Source organism: Nonomuraea sp. NPDC003201, from assembly GCF_053590415.1.
Genome location: NZ_JBSFTC010000228.1, coordinates 1 through 19520 on the forward strand (window position 1 = coordinate 1; position 19520 = coordinate 19520).

At 69.2% G+C, this 19520-nt stretch carries 16 protein-coding genes; 9 read left to right on the forward strand and 7 right to left on the reverse strand.

The annotated features are described in order from the left end of the window. Positions 1-368 precede the first annotated feature (368 nt). The 3 genes from ACWDX9_RS45280 to ACWDX9_RS45290 are packed head-to-tail and all read left to right on the forward strand — an operon-like array spanning position 369 to position 3869. Positions 369-1904: an alpha/beta hydrolase gene (locus ACWDX9_RS45280; protein WP_449966234.1), complete on the forward strand. Its 1536-nt coding sequence runs from the start codon at positions 369-371 to the stop codon at positions 1902-1904. A 5-nt stretch (positions 1905-1909) separates the two neighbouring features. Beyond that, positions 1910-2080 (forward strand): hypothetical protein, encoded by a 171-nt coding sequence (locus tag ACWDX9_RS45285; RefSeq protein WP_449966237.1) that lies wholly within the window; start codon positions 1910-1912, stop codon positions 2078-2080. 58 nt (positions 2081-2138) lie between these two features. Beyond that, positions 2139-3869, forward strand: coding sequence for a tachylectin-related carbohydrate-binding protein (locus ACWDX9_RS45290; protein WP_449966238.1), 1731 nt, complete (start codon positions 2139-2141; stop codon positions 3867-3869). A 118-nt stretch (positions 3870-3987) separates the two neighbouring features. On the opposite strand, the gene ACWDX9_RS45295 is transcribed toward ACWDX9_RS45290, so the two are convergent. After that, on the reverse strand, positions 3988-4584 hold the full coding sequence (locus ACWDX9_RS45295; protein ID WP_449966241.1) for an HAD family hydrolase: 597 nt from the start codon (positions 4582-4584) through the stop codon (positions 3988-3990). A 91-nt stretch (positions 4585-4675) separates the two neighbouring features. Next, positions 4676-8761, reverse strand: coding sequence for a glycosyl hydrolase 115 family protein (locus ACWDX9_RS45300; RefSeq protein WP_449966244.1), 4086 nt, complete (start codon positions 8759-8761; stop codon positions 4676-4678). A 148-nt stretch (positions 8762-8909) separates the two neighbouring features. Here ACWDX9_RS45300 and ACWDX9_RS45305 point away from each other — a divergent pair, with 148 nt between their 5' ends. The 3 genes from ACWDX9_RS45305 (at position 8910) to ACWDX9_RS45315 (ending at position 10770) form a co-directional block, all read left to right on the forward strand. Further along, on the forward strand, positions 8910-9902 hold the full coding sequence (locus ACWDX9_RS45305) for a LacI family DNA-binding transcriptional regulator (RefSeq protein ID WP_449966247.1): 993 nt from the start codon (positions 8910-8912) through the stop codon (positions 9900-9902). 128 nt (positions 9903-10030) lie between these two features. Further along, complete coding sequence (locus ACWDX9_RS45310) at positions 10031-10369, forward strand: hypothetical protein (RefSeq protein ID WP_449966249.1); 339 nt, start codon at positions 10031-10033, stop codon at positions 10367-10369. Next, positions 10366-10770: a YybH family protein gene (locus ACWDX9_RS45315; protein ID WP_449966251.1), complete on the forward strand. Its 405-nt coding sequence runs from the start codon at positions 10366-10368 to the stop codon at positions 10768-10770. The genes ACWDX9_RS45310 and ACWDX9_RS45315 overlap by 4 nt, the downstream gene beginning before the upstream one ends. A gap of 5 nt (positions 10771-10775) precedes the next feature. On the opposite strand, the gene ACWDX9_RS45320 is transcribed toward ACWDX9_RS45315, so the two are convergent. Both ACWDX9_RS45320 and ACWDX9_RS45325 read right to left on the reverse strand, forming a co-directional pair. Continuing rightward, complete coding sequence (locus ACWDX9_RS45320; protein WP_449966253.1) at positions 10776-10940, reverse strand: hypothetical protein; 165 nt, start codon at positions 10938-10940, stop codon at positions 10776-10778. A gap of 358 nt (positions 10941-11298) precedes the next feature. Further along, positions 11299-12789, reverse strand: coding sequence for a carboxylesterase/lipase family protein (locus ACWDX9_RS45325; RefSeq protein WP_449966255.1), 1491 nt, complete (start codon positions 12787-12789; stop codon positions 11299-11301). 100 nt (positions 12790-12889) lie between these two features. Here ACWDX9_RS45325 and ACWDX9_RS45330 point away from each other — a divergent pair, with 100 nt between their 5' ends. Beyond that, on the forward strand, positions 12890-13501 hold the full coding sequence (locus ACWDX9_RS45330) for a TetR/AcrR family transcriptional regulator (RefSeq protein ID WP_449966257.1): 612 nt from the start codon (positions 12890-12892) through the stop codon (positions 13499-13501). 81 nt (positions 13502-13582) lie between these two features. Here ACWDX9_RS45330 and ACWDX9_RS45335 read toward each other — a convergent pair whose 3' ends face one another. After that, positions 13583-14239 (reverse strand): hypothetical protein, encoded by a 657-nt coding sequence (locus tag ACWDX9_RS45335; protein WP_449966260.1) that lies wholly within the window; start codon positions 14237-14239, stop codon positions 13583-13585. A gap of 538 nt (positions 14240-14777) precedes the next feature. Between ACWDX9_RS45335 and ACWDX9_RS45340 the strand changes: the two genes are divergently transcribed. Beyond that, positions 14778-15854, forward strand: coding sequence for an RNA polymerase subunit sigma-70 (locus ACWDX9_RS45340; RefSeq protein WP_449966263.1), 1077 nt, complete (start codon positions 14778-14780; stop codon positions 15852-15854). Positions 15855-16132: 278 nt separating this feature from the next. Here ACWDX9_RS45340 and ACWDX9_RS45345 read toward each other — a convergent pair whose 3' ends face one another. Together ACWDX9_RS45345 and ACWDX9_RS45350 are read right to left on the reverse strand one after the other, a co-directional pair. Continuing rightward, the gene (locus tag ACWDX9_RS45345) at positions 16133-16696 is read right to left on the reverse strand and encodes a dihydrofolate reductase family protein (RefSeq protein ID WP_449966265.1); all 564 of its coding nucleotides are present in this window, start codon (positions 16694-16696) and stop codon (positions 16133-16135) included. Between the two features lie 1507 nt (positions 16697-18203). Next, a complete protein-coding gene (locus ACWDX9_RS45350; RefSeq protein ID WP_449966267.1) occupies positions 18204-18575 on the reverse strand; it encodes a hypothetical protein in 372 nt (123 codons plus the stop codon). Positions 18576-19049: 474 nt separating this feature from the next. On the opposite strand from ACWDX9_RS45350, the gene ACWDX9_RS45355 reads away from it, so the two are divergent. Continuing rightward, positions 19050-19520 (forward strand): hypothetical protein (locus tag ACWDX9_RS45355; protein ID WP_449966269.1); only part of this gene is annotated, 471 nt, incomplete at its 3' end.

The following is a 19520-nucleotide window of genomic DNA, read 5'->3' on the forward strand; positions in this document are numbered from 1 at the left end:
GGAGGATCGCCGAGGGCCGCAGCGGTTCGGCGGGGTCGGGGCGGCGGTGGGCGGGGTGGCGGTGGGCGGGGTGGTGTTCGCCGGCGGCGTCGTTCGAGGTCATGGCATGTTCACCGTGGGATGGTCCGTGGCGGACGTCAGCGGGCGGTCGCGCAGGTGATCCTATATTGATGATCGTTTCTGGTGCACGTCGAAGGCCAAGCGGTCACGATGATGATGCCACCATGATCTGAACCTCTCCCGGCCACTCTAATAACAGAGCACGCGCTCCGAAATAATGTATCTTGTGGGTTGCCCATTCTGACCGGAGCCACTACCGGAAGTAATGAGGCCGCGGCAGGACAACAGCCATCTGGGACAGGGATTCCATGCGAAAAGGGTTAGTCAGCGCTCTCCTGGCGGGTGCGATGCTCGCCACCGTGACCACCACGGCCGCCTCGGCCAGACCGGACCCCCAGCCGGCCGCCCCCGCCCCGGTCAGCTGGGCGGCGTGCGGCGACCATGGCGGCGAGTGCGCCACGATCAAGGTGCCGGTCGACTACGCGAACCCCTCGGGCCCGACCCTTGACCTGGCGATCGGCCGGCTCAAGGCGCTCAATCCGGCCAAGCGGATCGGCGTGCTGATCGTGCACCCCGGCGGGCCCGACGCCTCCGGGATCAACCCGTTCATCCTCCGCAACGCCATCCCCGCCGAGAGCGCGTTGCGCCAGTACTTCGACCTGGTCAGCGTGGACCCGCGGGGCGTCGCCCGGAGCAACCCGATCCAGTGCGACCGGGACCTGGTGGAGCAGATGCCGGCCACCTACCCCGCCGACGAGAGCGAGTACAAGGCCTGGCTGGCCTACAACGCGAAGCTGTCGCAGAACTGCCGCGAGCGCACCGGCCCGGTGTTCGACCACGTGGACACCACGAGCGCCGCCCGTGACGTGGACGCCATCCGCGCCGCGCTGGGCGAGCGGCAGATCAGCTTCTTCGCCATCTCGTACGGCACCCAGGTCGGCCAGCAGTACGCGGAGCTGTTCCCGCGCAACCTGCGGGCCATGGCGATCGACTCGAACATGGACCACAGCATCACCTCCGCCTTCCGCTACCTGCAGACGACCACCGAGGACTTCGAGGGCTCGTTCAAGGCGTTCGTCACGTGGTGCGGCGCGACGCAGGCCTGCCCGCTCAACGGCGAGAACGTCACGGCGATCTGGGACGGGCTGCACCGCAAGGCGGCCGAGGGAACGCTGAAGGACCCCTCCACCGGTGAGCCGATCACGGCCGAGCAGCTGCGCATGTTCCTGTTCGACGGCATGTACGACCCGGCGGGCAGCTGGTTCGAGGTCGCGACGACCCTGAAGGCCCTCGATGCCGGCAAGGCCGCCACGCTCCGCACCTTCGCCACGCCGAAGGCGGAGACCGTCAGCTACGCCTACCCGGCCATCTGGTGCGCCGACTGGAAGTGGCAGATCAGCAGCTTCAGGGAGCTCGACCAGTACCGCAAGGCGCTCGAGGCGCTCTACCCGCACACCAAGCTCTCGCCGTTCTGGTCGGACGTCGTCTACTGCCTGGGCTGGCAGGGCAAGGTCACCAACCCTCAGCACCGGCTGGACATTTCGGGGGCCCCGCCGGTCCTGCTGCCCAAGGCCCGCCGCGACGTCGGCACACCGGCGGCCTGGAACTACGCCACGGCCGCGCAGATCCCCAACGTGAGGATCCTGGAGTACGACGGCGTGGGCCACGGCCAGTACCGCAACAGCACCTGCGCCCGCGACCACATCGAGACGTACCTGACGAGCCTGAAGCTGCCGCCGAACGGCACGCACTGCGCTCCCGAGTACCCATCGCAACCGCCCACCTCCGTGCGCGGCCCTCAAGAGGAGCGACCGCTCTCGGTGACCGGCCGACCCCTGCACTGAACTGGTTGACGTCGGAGAACGACCTCATGGCCGACGACAACGTGGAGAACGTGAAGGGCAAGAGGGACTCCGATGGCGGGAGCTTCAAGTACTACGTGCTTCCTGTACGCGCCCGCAGGAAACACGCCGGCCCGCGGGCGCGGTCGGCGGCAGCCTGGCCCCGGGGACATCCGTGAGATCATTTCCTACGATCAGCCCGGCGGCGTCGAGGCGTGAGATCGAAAGGTTGCGGACATGCTGCGTACACATCTGGCCGTTCTGGCCGCGGCAATCGTCGGAGCTTCCCTGCTGTCCACGCTCGACCCGCCACCTGCCGCAGCCGCCTCCGCCCTGACCTGCTCGGCGGTCGTGCCGGTGTACGGCATCGATGGCGGGGGAAAACTGCGCTGGTACGGCCACCGCGCCGGCGCCTCCGGCGAGGATTCCTGGGTCGCCGACAGCGGCAAGGAGATCGGCTACGGCTGGAACACGCTGGCCAAGGTGTTCTCCGGCGGCAACGGCGTGATCTATGCGGTCGACGCCGACGGGGACCTGAAATGGTACCGTCACCTGGATCCGGCGACCGGTGAGCGCGGCTGGGCTCCCGGCGAGCGCACGGTCATCGGCCAGGGCTGGGGCGACTTCGTCGACATCGTGTCGGCCGGTTCCGGGGTCATCTACGCCCTCGACAAAGCAGGCGACCTGCACTGGTACCGCCATCTTTCGCCGACAACCGGCGAGGACCAGTGGGCACCGGGGAGCGGCAAGGTCATCCGCTCGGGCTGGACGGCGATCACCACCCTGATGACCGGGCGCGACGGCACCCTGTACGGCGTGAACACCAAGGGACACGTCCGCTGGTACGACCACACCGATCCGGTCGCAGGCGGCACCGCCTTCGGCCCGGGCACGGGACTGGTGACCGGCGAGGGCTGGCAGGATTACCGCAGTCCGTCCGGCGCCGGAGCGGGAGTCGTCTACGCGCTCGACGCGTCCGGCCGGATGTGGTGGCAGCATCATGCCGACCCCCTCGCCGGCGCACCGGTCTGGCAGGACCGCCGTCCCTTGAAAGAAGGATTCACCTCCTTCACCACCCTGTTCGCCGACGCCGCCGCCTGCTCGCCGGGGCAGTCCTTCACCGGTTACTCCCCCGGCAAATCCGGCCAGAGCCTCTACTACAGCCAAGGCCGGGTTGGCGCTGTCCTGACCGAAGGCGCCCGAACCGCCGTCACCTACGGCCAGCAACGCAAGTTCGCCGAGGCAACGACCGAAGCGACCGTCTCGACCCGAGCCTGGGTCCGCCTGCTACCCGGCCCGTGGTCACCCTCGGCGCCATGGGCGGCCTCGTGGCCGGCGGCCAACATCGCCAGGACCGACGAGGATCTGCTGGACATCGCCACGCAGTACCTCGCCGGCGCCCCCTCCAAGGTCCGTGACGGCCTGCGCTACGCGGGCGATGCCCACTACGGCCCCTTACTCCCCGACGGCACCCGGGAAGAGGGCTCGGACTTCAACGACTACCTCGGCCTCACCTGGACCTACGACGACAAGACCGACCCCCCGGAAGCCCGCCAGTTGGAATCGCTGGACTGTTCCGGTTTCGTGAGAATGGTCCTTGGCTATCGCGGCGGATACCCCCTGGGCATCGGCGACACGCTGAGCAAGACCGCACTCCCCCGCCGAGCCGTACAAATGGCCGATGAGAACGCCCCGGGGGTCACCGTGATCGACGGTGGAACGGCCAAACCCACGTCCTACGCGGATCTGCAGCCGGGCGACCTGCTGTTCTGGGACGCCAGCACGGACGACGGCACCGCCCTCGACCATGTCGGCATTTATCTGGGAATCGACTCCACCGGCAAACACCGGTTCATCTCCAGCCGCAAAACGGTCGACGGTCCTACGCTGGGCGACGAAGGCGGCCCCTCGACCCTCGACAGCGCCACGCTCTACGACCGCTCATGGCGCAAGGCGAAGCGCGCCTGACCTCTGCTGGGAAGCCCGGCCGAGTGCTCATCGCGCCCGCGGTGTCCCACCGGGCGCGGCGCGGGTCCTCGCACGCCCGCCCGGCGAGCCTCCGGGCCCTCCAGACCGCTGCGGTCTGTTACGAAGTCGCAGCTCGGCCGAGAGCCGGCCGTACGTCGATGACCCGCATGCCCGCAGCCAGCGCCGCGGCGGCTCCCTCATCGGTGTCCTCGTAGGCCACGCAGCGCGCCGGGTCGACCTCCAGCCGCTCGGCGGCGAGCATGTAGACATCCGGCGCGGGCTTGCCGTACCGGACATCGTCGCGGGTGACGACCGCGTCGAACAGCGGACGCAAACCCGTGGCCCGCAGCCCCTCCTCCACTCCGCGCCGCGAGCCGCCCGACGCCACCGCCAACGGCACCCGCCCGTGGTGCGCCCGGGCCACAGCCGCCACCGGCTCGTGCGGCTCCACCACGCCGACGAGCCGGCTGTAGGCGTCGAGCGCGGCAGCGCGCACGGCGGCGTGGTCGAACTCCCGTCCGGTCTCCGCCGTCAGCTCCGTCATCAGGGCATCAGCGGGTAGTCCGGTGCGGGCGCGATACCACCCGGAGTCGAGCTCGACGCCCCACTTCCCCAGCGCCGTTCTCCAAGCGCTCTCGTTGGCGGCGGCCGTGTCGAGGAGGGTGCCGTCACAGTCGAAGATCAGAGCGGCGTACGGTGGATCCGGGTCGAGCATGGGCGCACCTGCGAGTCGGGGGACACAATGCCTGCTCCAGCTTAGAGGGGCCAACGCGATGAGATGAGGCGCCCTGCTCGGTGTCAGAGTGTCATGAAGCGCTCGCTCTCCGGTCGCTGGGGGTCTGGAAGCCGGTGAGGCCGGGTGTGTCGTCCGTGGTCAACACGATCTGGTTGAGCACCAGCCCGGCCTCACGAGGCGCCAGCGAGATCGTGTGCTCACCCGGCCCGAGCGCCAGCGCGGCCGCGGCGACGCTCGTGCTGCCGTACCAGGTCTCGAACCCGGTCTCCGGCCCGGACTTGTTCGACTGGTATCTCCACCGCCCATCGACGAGCACGTGGTAGGAGTCGGCGTCGGCGTTCGGGTTGCTCGTGTTGACGAACAGGTAGTACGTGCCACCGGTCCGGATGTCGACGGTGAAGTCGAGCCGCGGCGGTGCTCCTGCCGCGGAGCTCCCGTTGACCTTCTGCGTCGGGCCGGCCCCGAACAACGCCTCGGCCTGGGCCGCCGAGGTCGCCAGCCACTGCGCCTTCGCGCCGGCGTCGGCCGGCGGGACGGCTTGGAGACCGTTGCGGGCCAGCGCCCAGCCGTGTGTCCCGTTGTTGCTGTCGACCGCGTTGGCGGAGGCACTCTTCTCCAGCGCGTCGGCCGCGTCGAAGACGACCGAACCGTCCCGCTCCAGATAGGCGCCGACCGGCGCCCCCGCAGCCCTGCCCACCGTGACAGGAACCACCCAGGCCTCGCCACGACCGGCGGTGACGGAGACCTCGGCCGTCCCGACCCGGTGTCCGGTGACCCGCACCTGACCGTTCTGCACCGCGACCGACACGGCGGTCTCGTTGTCGGAGGCCGCGGACACCACATCCCGCACGCCCTCGACCGTGCTCGTCTCGCCTGCCGACGTCCGGATCGCGGGCAGCCGGCGCAGCTCCGGCATCGTGTCAGGACGAGGCGCCACGGTGGCCCTCTGAGGTGCGGCGATGTTGTTCGGGCTCTCGGGCGGGCCGACGAGGCCGTCACCGACCGAGCCGGCGCGGGTCTCGATGATGATCCGGTCGAAGAGGATCGCCGCGTCCGAGCGGTAGACCACGAGGTCGTGCCATCCCGGCGTGGTCACCTCGACGGTGAAGTTCAGGGGTTCGATTCCGTGCATGACGTTGAATCCCCAGGGGCTGGTGCTCGTACCGGCGACGGAGTTGCCGCGCAGCAGGCTGGGGGCCTGGTCGTCGAGTCCGATCGCCGTGCGCGCGGTTCGCGGCGTGCCGCCGTCCTCTGTGCCTTCGTTCAGCGTCGGAATCCGGTAGAAGGTCCCGGTGAACCTCCCGGTGGAAGTGAAGTAGACCCGGTATCTCAGGCGGGCGGTCGTCTCGAAGCCGGAGTCGACCCGGGGCGCGATCTCCGGGAAGCTGCCCATCGACGCCCCGCGCTGCCCCACGCCCTCAAGGGGGGACCACCGGCTCCCGTCGGCGCCGCGCACGTTCTCGGAGAAGTGCTCGGCCTCGATGGCCACGTATCCGTTGGCCTCCAGGTGCGCCGGCTCGGCGACCCGGCGCAGATCCACGGCTGCCCGCTCCGCGTCGACCGTGAACGTCGCGACCGGGTCGCCGGTCTTGGCGCCGTCGACGGCGTTGAAGACTTTGATCGTCCCCGTCGCGGCCGGGTGGTTCCTGGCGACCGTCACCGTGACGCGTTGCTCTGTCGCGGTCGTGCCCGAGCGCCGGGAAAGGGCGATCCACGGAGCGTCCGCCTCGGCGACCCACTCCTGCGGGTCGGCTACGTCGCCCCGGGAGAACACGTCGAAGAACCGCTTGTCGTCGGGCGCGGCCGAGTTGAACCTCAGCGTGCCGCGGCCAGGCTCCTTGCTCCCCTCGGCGGCGGCGCCCACCGCATCGGCCGGTGTGGCGACCCGGGCATACCGGTCGTTGGTGAGCATGACGGCGCCCTCGTTCGGGAAGCCTTCGGGATGGCTGTGGCCGATGGCGTGGTCCCACTTGCCACCGCTGATGGTGTTCCAGTGGTCCTCGTCGGTGAGGATGCGCTCACGGGCCTGCTTCGAGAGCAGTTCGTAGCTTCCCGCGCTGGCGTAGCGGCCTTGGGCGGCAGCGAGCTGGTTCTTCCAGTAGTAGCCGATCTGCTCCGCCATGTTGCGGTAGGACCGGATCCGATGGAGCACCTGTTGATGGAACGCGGAGCGATAGCGCGGGTCGAGCTTCGCGGAAACATCCTCGAGAATCGCCACCAGCTTGCCGGACTCGTTGATGTAGCGCTGGAGCTCGTCCCCGTCCGAGGTGGCGCTGAACGGGAAGACCTGACCGTTGTGGATCCTTCCCGAGTTCGCGTTGGACGAGTTGATCTCCCCCCAGAACTCGGCGCGCTTGGTGTTCTCGAGCGCATCGAACCTTTCCAGCGCGTCGGCGACCACGGCGGCGTTGGCGCCCTTCAGCCGGAAGTCCCGCTGCACGTGCTCGGTGAGGAACCTGCTCCCGACGTTCGTGTCGTCATAGCCCTTGACATCCCACGCGAGCTTGGCGAACAGGTCGAGCTTGATCTCGCCGGGCTTGATGTCCCCGACGTTGAGGATCCAGTAGCGCCCCGCACCGGAACTCCACGCCCGACGCAGCTGCTGCACCATCAAGGACATCGGCGTCGAGTTCAGCCACAGGTAGCTCTTCGGCTCGCCCCAGTAGGAGATGTGGTAGTAAACGCCGTTCCCACCGGAACGGGCGGCTTCGGTCCGCGTTGGCACCTGGCGCAGATAGCCCTGGTTGTCCTCGGCCCACATCAGGGTCACGTCGCCGGGGATGTGGTCCTTCAGCCCGGCGTTGTAGAGATCGTTCATCTCCTTGTAGGGGATGAACACCTGCGGCACGGCGTCGACGCTGCCGTAGACCGCGGCGATCAGCTTGCGCTGCTCGCGGATGACGTCGGCCAGCATCTCGATCTTGTCCTTGAACCCGTACGGGTTGCCGGGCGTGAACACCGGATCGCTGTCGTGCACACCGCGGATACCCAGGGCGAGGATGTTCTCGAAGGCGGCGTTGGCGACCACCCGCTGGCGCCAGTACTCCAGGATCGCGGGCTTGTTGATCGAATAGTCGAAGGCAGCCACGGCGTCCGGGCCCTTGATGTCGAGCGCGTCCTTGTTGCGGGCGTACCACTGCCGCCACTCGCCCTCGTTGTTGCGCAGCATCAGCTCCGCGTGGGAGGAGGATGCGACCACGCCGTACGCTGCCGCCTCGCGGGCGTTGATCGGGGTCCCCTGGTCGTACGTCCCGGTGTCGGTGACCGCGTTGAACGCCGTCGAGGCCAGGTGCATCGCCGGCCAGAGCGTGTTCAGCCCGAGCCGCAGCATCAGCTCATAGACGTGCCGGTAGTAGTTGACGTCAGGCGTGCCGTTGGCGATGGGGAACTTCTTCTTCGCCCACGCGACGGTGCGTTCTTCGTCGTTGACGAAGATCCCGCGGTACTTGACGTCCGGCCCGTCGTCGACCCGGGCCTTGCCTGAGACCTTGATGTCGTCGCGCCTTTTGACCGGTACGTCGCTGTACCAGTACCACGGCGAGACGCCGATCTCCTCGGAGATCGAGTAGATCCCGTAGATCGTCCCGCGGGCGTCGCTGCCCGCGATCACCAGCGCGTTGTCGACCCCGGGGACCGGGTTCTTGATGGTCTTGGCCGCGTACGCCTCCCACCTGCCCTTGATCCCGGCGGCCTCGTCGAACTTGCCGGCTCCGACGATCCCGTCGATCAGCCGGCTCTGACCGATCTGGCCGACGATGATCGCGGTCTTCTGACCCGCGGCCCCGGTCAGCAGGGCCGGCAGCTTGCCCCGGTCGGCCTTCGCCAGCCGCGCCTCCTTGGCCGGCTCATCGTCGGCGAACATGCTCTGCACCTCACCGGGATCGATCGCCCCGGTCACCATGGCGACGTCCTGACGCAGGTCTTGAACCGCGCGGCGCACCTGCTTGTAGTCCCGATCGGCGTGATCGCCGCCATAGGACGGGTCGATCAGGATCGGAGCGGTCGTACGGCCGTTGAAGATGGTGAAGTCGGTCGATGCCGCCTGCGCCGGCGCCACCCCGACCCACGTCAGCGACGCGGCCAGCAGAGCGCCGGCCGTCACAGCCGCGTACCACCGCCTGGCCCGACCCGAGATATCGCGCTCGTCGTGCTGCACACCTCGACCTCTTTGCCCGGGCTGCGACACTCCGCGCTCCTCTCGTCCGAGACGTCATCGAGTGGCCGGCATGATCGCAACGTAGGTACCTTGCGACAACTTCTGCAAGGTGTTGCCAAAATTTCCACTCTCGTGGCTAGATGCGTTCGTGGAGCCCACCATCTTCGACGTCGCGCAAGCTGCGGGCGTGGCCGCGTCGACGGTCTCCCGGGCGTTCAACAAGCCCGGCCGGGTCAACGAAGCGACGCGACAGCGGATAGTCGCCGCCGCCGCGCAGCTCGGCTACCAGCACAGACCGCAGAACCGCGCTCTTGCGGGTCTACGCCACCGCACCATCGCCATGGTGCTCTCCGACATCACCAATCCCCACTTCTTCGAACTGATCCGCGGCGCGGAGCAGCGCGCGAAGGCGTCCGACGTCACTCTGGTGATCGTCAACGCCGAGGAGTCCCGGCGCATCGAGGAGAACCAGATTCGCGACCTGGCCGCCGGCGTGGACGGGTTCGTGCTGGCCTCCAGCCGGCTCGACGACGAGGTCCTGCGCGACCTCGCCAAGCTGCACCGGATCGTCCTGTTCAACCGAGAGCTGCCCGGGTTGACCAGCGTGACGTTCGACACCGGCGCCGGCTGCCGGCAGATCCTGGAACACCTGGCCTCGCTCGGGCACCAGAGCCTCACCTACTGCGCCGGGCCACCCAGCTCCTGGATAGGCGCGGCGCGCTGGGCGGCACTGAGCGCCGGTGCCGAAACGCACGGTCTGACGGCACACCGGATCGGTCCGTACGCCCCCAACGTCGCAGGCGGCGGGGCCGCTGCCGACGGAGCACTGCGCACCGACGCGACGGCGGTCGTGGCCCACAACGACCTCCTGGCGATCGGCATCATCCGACGCCTCGCCCAGCGCGGTGTGCGAGTCCCTGCCGACATCAGCGTGATCGGGTTCGACGACATCTTCGCCGCCGACTTCGTCCATCCCTCGTTGACCACCCTGGCCGGGCCCGGTTCGCACGCCGGCCGGCTCGCGGTGGAGCCTTTGATCGAGCAGTTCGCCGCACGGTCACAACGCGAGGGCGAGGCGATCCGTCTGCCTACCGAGCTGGTGCTTCGCGAGTCGTCCGGGCCGGCGAAACGCCGCGCCTGAGCGCGGCACGGATGCTCGGGGGACGGGGCAGGGTCGGGTGACCTTCATCGACGCGGGCGACATCGCCTCCGTCGCCGGACACGCCCTGACCGACGAGGCCAGGAGGGCATTGTGTGCACCTATGGCCCATGGCGCACAGCGACAGGGACCTGGCCGCCCCGTACGCGGCAGTCGGACAGCCGCCGGCGGAGCGGGAACCGGGCATCCGCGAGGCGCACAGCCAACTCGCCGACCGCGCCCGCCACCTGGATGAGATCATCGGCCTGACCAAGCACCGCACCGGCATCACCGCGGTGGTGCCCGCCGACGCGGCCCGCTCCCGAAGCCGCGCCGACTGCCGTCCTGTCCGCGCCTACCTCGCGACGTCCAGGCCTGCCCCGCGAACGCCCGTACCAGGCCTTCGTGGGCCCGTTGCCTTTTCCGGCGACCAGGGAAAGGCAGGCTGTGATATGATCATTTTGTCATGAATAGTCATGACACATCCCAGCCTTGTGTGGCGCTCTCCGGCGACGCAGACAGCCCCGCCGCCCGCTTCGTCGCGGCGATGAACTCCGCTGATCCCCAGGCCCTCGTCCACATATATGAGGACGACGCCGTCCTCGTCCCGGTCCCCGGCCACCCCGTCACCGGCCCCGCCCGGCTCGCCGCCAACCGGCACCTGCAGAGCTTCGGGCTCCCGATCGAGGCCCGCCCGAAGCACGTGTACGTGTCCGGCGACATCGCCCTGCTCATCGTCGACTGGTCGATGCGCGGCACCGCGCGGGACGGCACCGAGATCGACATGAGCGGCACCGCCACCGACGTCGTCCGCCGCGGCCCGGACGGACAATGGCGCTACGTCATCGACAACCCCCACGGCACCGCCTGACCAGGTCAAAGCCGCGACAGCCCGGCCGCGCGCCCCTGTTCCGGCGAGGGCTCCGAAGGGGTCCGCCTGAACGCCGCGGCGACGGCTGTCGCGGCGAGCAGCACGAGGCCGAGCACGAACGCGAGCGCCGCCTCGGCGTTCGCGTCCGGGCCGCCGCCCAGGCCGTGCACGAAGACGCTGCCGAGGACAGCGATCCCAGCGTGGCGCCGAACTGCTGGACGACGTTTAGCAGGCCGGCGGCCCACCCGACCCGATGAGGACGGAGGCGCGCGAGGGCGACGGCGAAGAACGGGACGGTGACCATGCCGTTCCCGGCCCCGCACACCAAGAGCGCCGCCGACAGCCGCCACGGGTACGCGGCCTGGTAGACAACGAGGGCGCCGAGCATGCGGCGTCCGCCATCGGCCCCAGCGACGCGCCAAGGTGCACCTTTCGGCGGCCGAGCGGGAGGAGATTTCACGCGGGTTGGCGACTGGAAGGTCTGCTCGCGCGCTGTCCCTGCGTTCCTCGCCCCCGATTGTCGCCACCCTACGAGAGATCGAAGGGGGCGGGAGGGTGGCCTTCCCAGATCCGGCAGGAGGCCTGTTCGGGGTAGGGCAGAGTCTGCGACTCGGCGTCCAGAACGCGGGTGAGCCGCTGGTCGGGCCGGTAGGCGGCCCATCCCGCATCGCCGGTGGTGACGAAGCGGATCCATGCCTCCTTGAGTTCGTGGGAGAGTGCGACGGCCTCGGGGGTGGGCTCGTCGCCGATGAGCTGGGCAGCGACGGGGCTGTCCAGCGTGCCGAACGCCAAGGGGACGTCGAGGCTGTGGCAGGCGCCCAGGGCGCCGCCGAGGGCCGGGGCGGTCCAGCGCAGTTCGAACAGGTATGAGGTGCCGCCGGCTGCGGCGTTCGCCTCGGCCAGCTTCTGTGACGGCATGCGGAACAGGGCGTCGGAGTACACCGTCTCCACCAGCTCCTCCGGGCCGGCCTGCGGAAACGCGGCACGGTACGCCTCCGCGCCGTGCGGCTGCGGGGCGAGCAGTTCCAAAGCAGCACGGGCATCGTGCTCGGTGAAGGTGCCCTGCCGTCCGCTCATGACGCTGAACAGCCGGAACTCGTCCCGGGTGTGGCCGACGAACAGCTCGGTCCCGCTCGCGCGCGCGCCGGTCAGCGCGGGCCAGGGCGTTTCGGGGAGGACCTCGCCGTCGACGACAGGGCACAGGGCGGTGCCGGTCTCCGTGAGCCGTCCCCAGCTCTCCCGGTGCGCATGGAGGCCGGCGTTGAACGAGGTGAGCTCTGCGGCCAGGTGCCAGGGGTCGATGTCGCGCAAGGCCGCGGCGGTGGGGGCCGCCGCGCCGAGCCGGTCCGCGAACGCGGCGGTGACCTGCCGCGCCAGCGCCGGGGTGCTGTGCAGCCCCGGCACCGAATGGGCGATGGCCCGCCGGAACAGGCCGCGCGCAGGCTTCATCGTCAGCAGGGCGGCGACCGACCCCGCCCCGGCGGACACCCCGCCCACGGTGACCCGGCCGGGGTCGCCTCCGAAGGCGGCGATGTTGCGCTGCACCCACTCCAGCGCCGCGATCTGGTCGAGGAATCCGCGGTTGGGCGGCACGTCGTCGAGGAACGCGAAACCCTCCGCGCCCACGCGGCAGTTGATGCTCACCACGACGACTCCCGCCTCGGCCAGCGCTGCCGGGTCGAACATCGGGTCACTCGACGCCGCCGAGAGGTAGCCGCCCACGGGGATCCACACCAGCACCGGCAGTCCCGCCGCGCCGGGATCCGGAGTGCCGACGTTGAGCGTCAGCCAGTCGGTGCCCTGCGGGGGCACGTCGATCGGCAGGGACAGCGGCACCACGGGGCCGAACTCGACCGCCTGCCTCGTCCCCTCCCAGCGGTGCGGCGGTGCGGGCGCGGCGAAGCGGAGCGCTCCGACCGGGGGCTGGGCGTAGGGGATGCCGCGGAACACCGCGTGCCCCTGGCGCCGGAGCCCCTGCACCACGCCCTCCGTGGTCCGCACTCTTGGCTGGTCGGGCATGACGGTTCCTTCCTCGAGTGGACCCTCTCAGGGTTATAGGTCAAGTGTATTATGTCAACTGTATGGGAACGGCTCCGGGGTACGAGGGGAGAGGCCGACGATGCCGAAACAGGTGGATCACCGCGGACGCCGCGAAGCGATCGCCCGCGCACTGTGGCGGGTGGTGGAGCAGCGCGGCGTCACGCAGCTGACGATGCGCGTGGTGGCGCAGGAGGCGGGCATCTCCCTCGGGCAACTTCAGCACTATTTCGCCTCCCGGGCCGCCATGCTCTCCTTTGCCATGGACTTCGCGTCAGAGCAGACCTCGCTGCGCGTCGGCCAGGGCCTCGAGAAGCTCGGTGACCGTCCGCACCCCCGTGACGTGCTGCGACTGACGCTCGCGGAAATGCTCCCCCTGCATGCCGACGCCCGCGCGACCAGCCGGATGAACGCCGCCTACGTCCTGGAGGCACTGCACGATGAGGCCGTCCACGAGCAGGCACGCCACGGCCTGGTCCAAGGACGGGCCCTCGTCGAGCAGTTGGTCCGCCAGGCGATCGCCGAGGGGCACATCGACTCCCACCGCGACCCGGCGACCGAGACCAACCTGCTCCTCGCCCTCACCGGCTTCGCCCCCCTGATCGAACTGGACGTGATCAGGCCCCGGGACGCGCTTGCCGCGATCGACCTGTATCTGGACAGGCTGTTCACCGGGAACGATCGGAGTGCGTGACCTGGGGTCCCCGTAGTACTCGCCGAAAATCGGGCGGATATGGCGCTGACCAGCGATGATCCGACCGGGCAGGCGGCACGATCACCGGGTGGTCATGCGGTCTGCGAGTTCGTCGGCGCTGGGTGTCCAGGTACCGCGCTGGGCCTCGATACCGTCGAGTCGGCGCTGGGCGCCTTCCTTGCTGGGCTTGAGGTAGCGCTGGAGGGTGCGGCGGTCTTCGTGGACGGAGAGGTTCATCAGGTCGGCTTCGGTGGCGCCGTCCTCGCCGGCGTGGGTGAGTCGGGAGTGGCGCAGGTCGTGCAGATTCCAGCCGTCGGTGGCGGCGCCGAGGTGGCGTTCGGCGGTGCGGTAGGTCATGCGTCGGCGGCGGCCGGCCGGGTCGACGTCACGTACGGGCGCGGTGCCGTCGTCAGGGGCGATGCGCGCGGACAGGAAGATCGGCCCGCGGGTGCGGCGGCCGAGGAGCTGGCCGAGCATCCGGGCGGTGCGGATGTTGGTGTGCAGCTGGTCTCGGCCGACGCTGGCGAGCTCGCCGAGGTGCACGATCCCGGTGAACGCGGTCGGCAGGGCCGAGGTGTAGGCGCGCACGGTCTCCGGCGAGGTGATTCGGCCGGACCGGCCGCGTCGGCCGGCGAGGTGGCGCAGGAACGAGGCGAGCGCCTCGGCGGTCGGCACCCCTCCCGGCGTCTCCGCGTTGTCACGGTCGGGCACGGCGGTGAGGTGCCGGTCTGTCGCCATCTGACCCGCTTCCCTGGTTTGTCAGATAACACGCGGGAAAGGTGCACGGCCCGCACGGGGTGTCGTCGGCGTCAACGGACAGCTGTGGCCGGCAGCGCTCCTCACCGGCCCCAGCCTCATCGCGCTGGCGAAGATCTTTGTTCTCCGCCGGTCGGATGCCACCGACATGAAGCAACTCCAAGATCAGCGCGACGCTGTGACCGCGCCGCCGCTGGTCTGAACCGTCGGTTAAGCGTCCTGTCCCGACCTCGGCGAGGCCGCGCGGGTGACTGACCTCGCCGAGGCGGCGTCTGGTTTGGCATCGCGGTCGGAGGCGCGCCGATGCGGCCCCTAAGTAGCAGGCGCCGAGAAACAACGCTTAGCCGTGCCGGCCCCACCTCGACATCGGGGGTGTGCCCGACCCGGAGCACGTTCCCTGGATCGACCCCGACCCATCCGGCCTGGCGAACGGCCCGGTGTCAGCGGCTTCACCGATCAGAAATCCTCCGCCACGTCGTCAGTTCTGTTAGCCCTCGCACCGGTGGAAGGATTGATGCCCATGACCGACACCAGACCGCTGGGCGCCGACGAAGCCACGTTCCTCGCGGCGGTCCGCTCAGGCGACACGGCTCGGTTCGCACTCATCACGGAGCGCCACCGGCGTGAGCTGCAGGTGCACTGCTACCGGATGCTCGCGAACTACGAGGATGCCCAGGACCTGACGCAGGAGACGTTCCTGCGAGCGTGGAACAAGCGGGAGTCGTTCAAGGGCCACGCGGCCCTGCGGACCTGGCTGTACCGAATCGCGACGAACGCCTGCCTCGACTTCCTGGACAAGCGCAACGACCGCACCCCCGTACCGTCCGGGCTGCCGGACCCCGGCTCCGAGGTGCTGTACCTGCAGCCCTACCCCGACCGGATGCTCCCCGAGGACCCGCAGGAATCGGTGGTGGCGCGGGAAACGATCGAGCTGGCGTTCATCGTCGCCGTCCAGCACCTGCCGCCGCGGCAGCGGGCGGTGTTCATCCTGCGCGACGTCCTCGGCTGGCCGGCGTCGAAGGCCGCCGACGCCCTCGAGCTGACCGTCGCATCGGTGACCAGCGCACTGCAGCGGGCGCGTGTGACGATGCGCGAGCAGCTGCCCGACCGCCGCCTCGACTGGCGGAGCCCCGCCACCCACGAGCTGTCGAATGACGAGCGCGGCGTGGTGAAGTCGTATATCGACGCCCATGAGCGCAACGACCTGGACGGGCTGATGTCCCTGCTGCGCGACGACCTGCGCTTCGCGATGCTGCCCGAGCCGGGAACCTCGGTCATCACGGCCAAGGACGCGGTGGACGGCTGGGTCTCCGGTGGGCTCTTCCAGCGCGGCCGCGACGACTGGCGCTGTATCACCACGACGGTCAACCGCATGCCTGCCGCCGTGCTGTACCTCCGCACCCCCGACGACCCGGAGTACCGGCTATTTACCATCGCGGTCCTGCACATCGTCGACGGGAAGATCGCCGAGCTCACCGGATTCGACGCCACCGACAAACCATGGCTGGGCCTGCCCCCGACACTGTCATCAGACAAAAGCCCCATCGTCGACGAGTCCAGCGCACGGGCCGCCGTCACCGAAGTCACGGCGGAATGAGCACCCCGACCAGCTGAACACCAACGCGACAACGCGAACACCACCGCCCCGCCGGCGTTGCCGGCGGAGCATCTTCATGCCCGAAGAACATCGTCCCGATCAACGACGCCGTCGCCCTCATCTCCAGCACGTCGGTCAACAGCTCACTCGGAACGCGAGGAAGGGCCCGGGGAAGGTTCCCTCAAGGCCGAGGGTCACGGTGAGCACGCCAGAAAGGATTTCGACCTGGCCTCACGAGCCCAGGACCTGGCCTCACGAGCCGAGCATCTGGCCCGTGCTCATCGCCTCGTCTCGTATCGGGTCAGCACCACGCCGCCGGGAAACGTCCGCGTCTCCACCAGGTTCAGGTTCACCCAGCTGTCCAGGGCCGTGAAGAACGGCGTGCCGCCGCCCACCAGGACCGGGTGGGTGACCAGCACGTACTCGTCGATCAGCCCGGCCCGCATGGCCGCCGCGGCAAGTGTGGCGCCGCCGATGTCCATCGGGCCGCCGTCCTCGGCCTTGAGCCGGGTGATCTCGGCGACCGCGTCGCCGGTGACCAGACTGGTGTTCCAGTCGACCGTGCTGGTCGTCGAGGAGAACACCACCTTCGGCATGTCCCGCCAGCGGCGGGCGTACTCGATCTCCGCCGGCGTGGCGCCGGGCTGCTGGTCGGCGGTCGGCCAGTGGGGGCTCATCGTCTCCCACAGTTTGCGCCCGTACAGCGCCAGGCCCGTCGCGTCCACCCGGTCGGACCACCACTGGAACAGCTCGTCGCTCGGTACGCTCCAGCCGAGGTCGTCGCCGGGCGCGGCGATGTAGCCGTCCAGGCTCAGGTTCATGCCGAAGATCAGTTTCCGCATCGTGCCAGCCTCTCGTGAGTCCATCTCACACGTACAGACGGGCACGGCGCGGAATCCTAATCGGTGCGCGATCTGCGTCCGCAGGTAGTCCTCGCGTTCCGGACTCGGCACGGCCTACTCGGCCGGGCTCGAGCACTACCCACCGGATCTCGACTTCACCCTCGTACGGGCAGCGGCGCACCCATGGCCGGCTCTCCCCGACCGCTGCTGCCGTCTGCCCGGACGGGAAGGCCTTCCACGGCCACCTGCAACAGCGGCTGTCTACTTTCGCAGAGACGTTGCGGTAGCGCTCGACGCGCTCGCTGCGCGAGCAGGAGTGTGAGGGATCTGGGCCCCCGAACGCCTGATCACACAGCTATAGCGCCAGCCAGGCCCCCTCACCGCGCTGGAGATCGCCAACCAGTTCCCGACAGAAGCCGGAGCACCAGCAGAAACGCCCAGGTCCTAGGGCTAGAGAGGCGAAGGAAGCCCAGCGGAACTCAAGGGTTATTAGTCACCCTACATTGGGCCGGGTGGGAGAGGTTCCGGCTGTGGTCGACGTCGTCACCGAACCGGCCGACGACCCCGGTGTTCCCTCTCGGCCGACCCGTCCGAGTTCACGTGGGCGCGGCGGGGCCGGCGTCCGGGCACGTACGCGGTGGGCGCGGTGCTGGATTCCTGAGTGACGTCGCGGGAGTGGTGGAGCGAGGAGCTGCCGTACGAGGCGCCGGTGGACGTGTGGCACTACCGGGTCCAGGCCCAATCCGAGCAGGGGGAGAGGGCGTGCCGACACTGTCGGTGGACGTGGCCCGCCGCGTCTGGCGGCTGGAGGGGTTCGACGGCTGGGGCACCCTGAAAGCAGCAGGCCCCGGCCATGATGGATGGCCGGGGCCGCGGAAGGTTCGAGAGCTCATGCCTCGGAGGAGTGGTCACTCCCGCCTATGTAGGCGACGCCACCATCTCTTCCATGCAGGTACGTTGCCCGATAAGGCATCGCCACTGCTGTCCCCCATGTCGGAGGAGTCCGATTCGCGGAAGGTCAGCTCAAGCTCACCAAGGAATCTGGTCCTCCACTTCAGCGACTCCACCTTGTGTGCGTCGCCCTTGGCCATAAGGCGAAGGACTCCCAGAAACGCCACGACTGGTAGAGCGATCGGCAGGAGCCAGACATAGAGGCTGCTGACCGTTTCACCGATCGCAGCCCACACCTTGTGCTAGCTGTCCTTACGAAGGGCTAGGGACATCGACCCCGTCCTTTCCGATGGCAGGCACGAACGCGTGTAGTCGGGGGAACCCCGCCCCACGGCTTGTGGGACGAGTTCGCACTGCAACAGCCCAGCCCTTGGGCGAGGCACGGTCTGGGAAACCACGCCCCGTGTAGGGCACCTAGCTCTTGGGGCGACCACCGCGTGCACAGGGACGGATGTCGAGTGGCAGATCAACGGATTCCATGTCGGTCTCCGCTTCTCTGCTCCGACACCCCTCGAACTCGATGTGCCATGTCGGCTCACCTTGTCCCGATCGCTCGTCAACAATCTACTCCCGCCAACGGCTGGCGCGGAGGGCGTCTTGCAGGCACCGCGGCCGCGCGGAATCTACGAGCCGGCTTGATCGGAGCTTGGCTGCGTGGCCACAGTCGTCGTTCACCGGCCGCCGTCGCGTCCGCTGGGCGCTTCGTGGCTTCGGGCATGAACTCCTCAATCGTCTCGTCCCGACCATGTTCGGCGACGATCCGCACACCGGGCCGCGACAAGAACGCGGTCCACGTCTCCACTGTGACGAGCCCGAGGTCACGGTGTGCTCGGAACAAGAACTCTCTGCCTCCCACGTGCTTGCCGATATGCAGCCCTTCGTCGCCTTCGGGCGTTTGAGGCGTGATCGCGTAGTAGTTGGTGCGCATCGGGCCGCTCCAGGGTCTGCCGGGGTCGGGAAGCCGCTCTCCTCAACGGGTGAACCCGGGTGAATACGGTGCGGTCGCCCTTGCGGGTGCGACGGAAGGGCTTGCCGGGCCCCCGTCGGCGGCGTAGCGGCTGCGGGTAGGTGGTGTTGCGCGCCGCCGCTCGATGAGGCCCCCGGAAATGGCCCGGCTGCCCGCGATGCGGTGCCGGCGACCGACCGGACGCGGAGTGACGATCTCCTCCGCGGGCCAGGGATCGAGCGGCGCGGAAAGACCCACCGCGGCGGCGCCCGACGTGATCTTCTTGAAACGGGGCCGGGACTGCGGGGGCACCATCATCCTCCCCTCTTTCCCCTTCTGCTGCACGCTTCACAGAAGCAACAATCCGTGAAAAGCTCTAAGCATGCAACGCGTAACGCTAAATGTTCCGCGTTGTTCTAACGCTAAATAATTTGATCTTGATGTAGGCTGGCTGGCATGATCGAGGACGAGGCCGGACCGGCCGCGCCGGGAACGGCGCCCGGCGGCGAGCTGCGCTGCGGAAATCCGGCCTGCGCCGAGCTGTGGGCCACACCCGACGGACTGCCCCGGCTACTGGAGTACGCCGGCGTCGGCCGCAAGCCCAAGCACTGCTCCCGGCGCTGCACCAACGCCGCCAGCAACGCGCGCAAGCGCTCCTCCGACCAACGCCGCCAGCAACTGCAGGCCACCTTCGCCGCCACGGTGGCCGAGCACCGCCCCGCCCTGCACGCCTACACCGAAACGGTCAGCGCCCAGCTGGCCACCGAGGTCGCGCTCCTGCAGCGCATCGAGAGCGAGCTGCTGGCCCGGGTCGCCGACCTGGAGGAGCAGCTCGAGGACGAGCGCTCGGCTGCGACCGCAGCCGAGCAGCAGGCCGCTGCCGCCGAGCAACACGCCCGAACGGCCGAGCAGCGCGCGGCCTCGGCC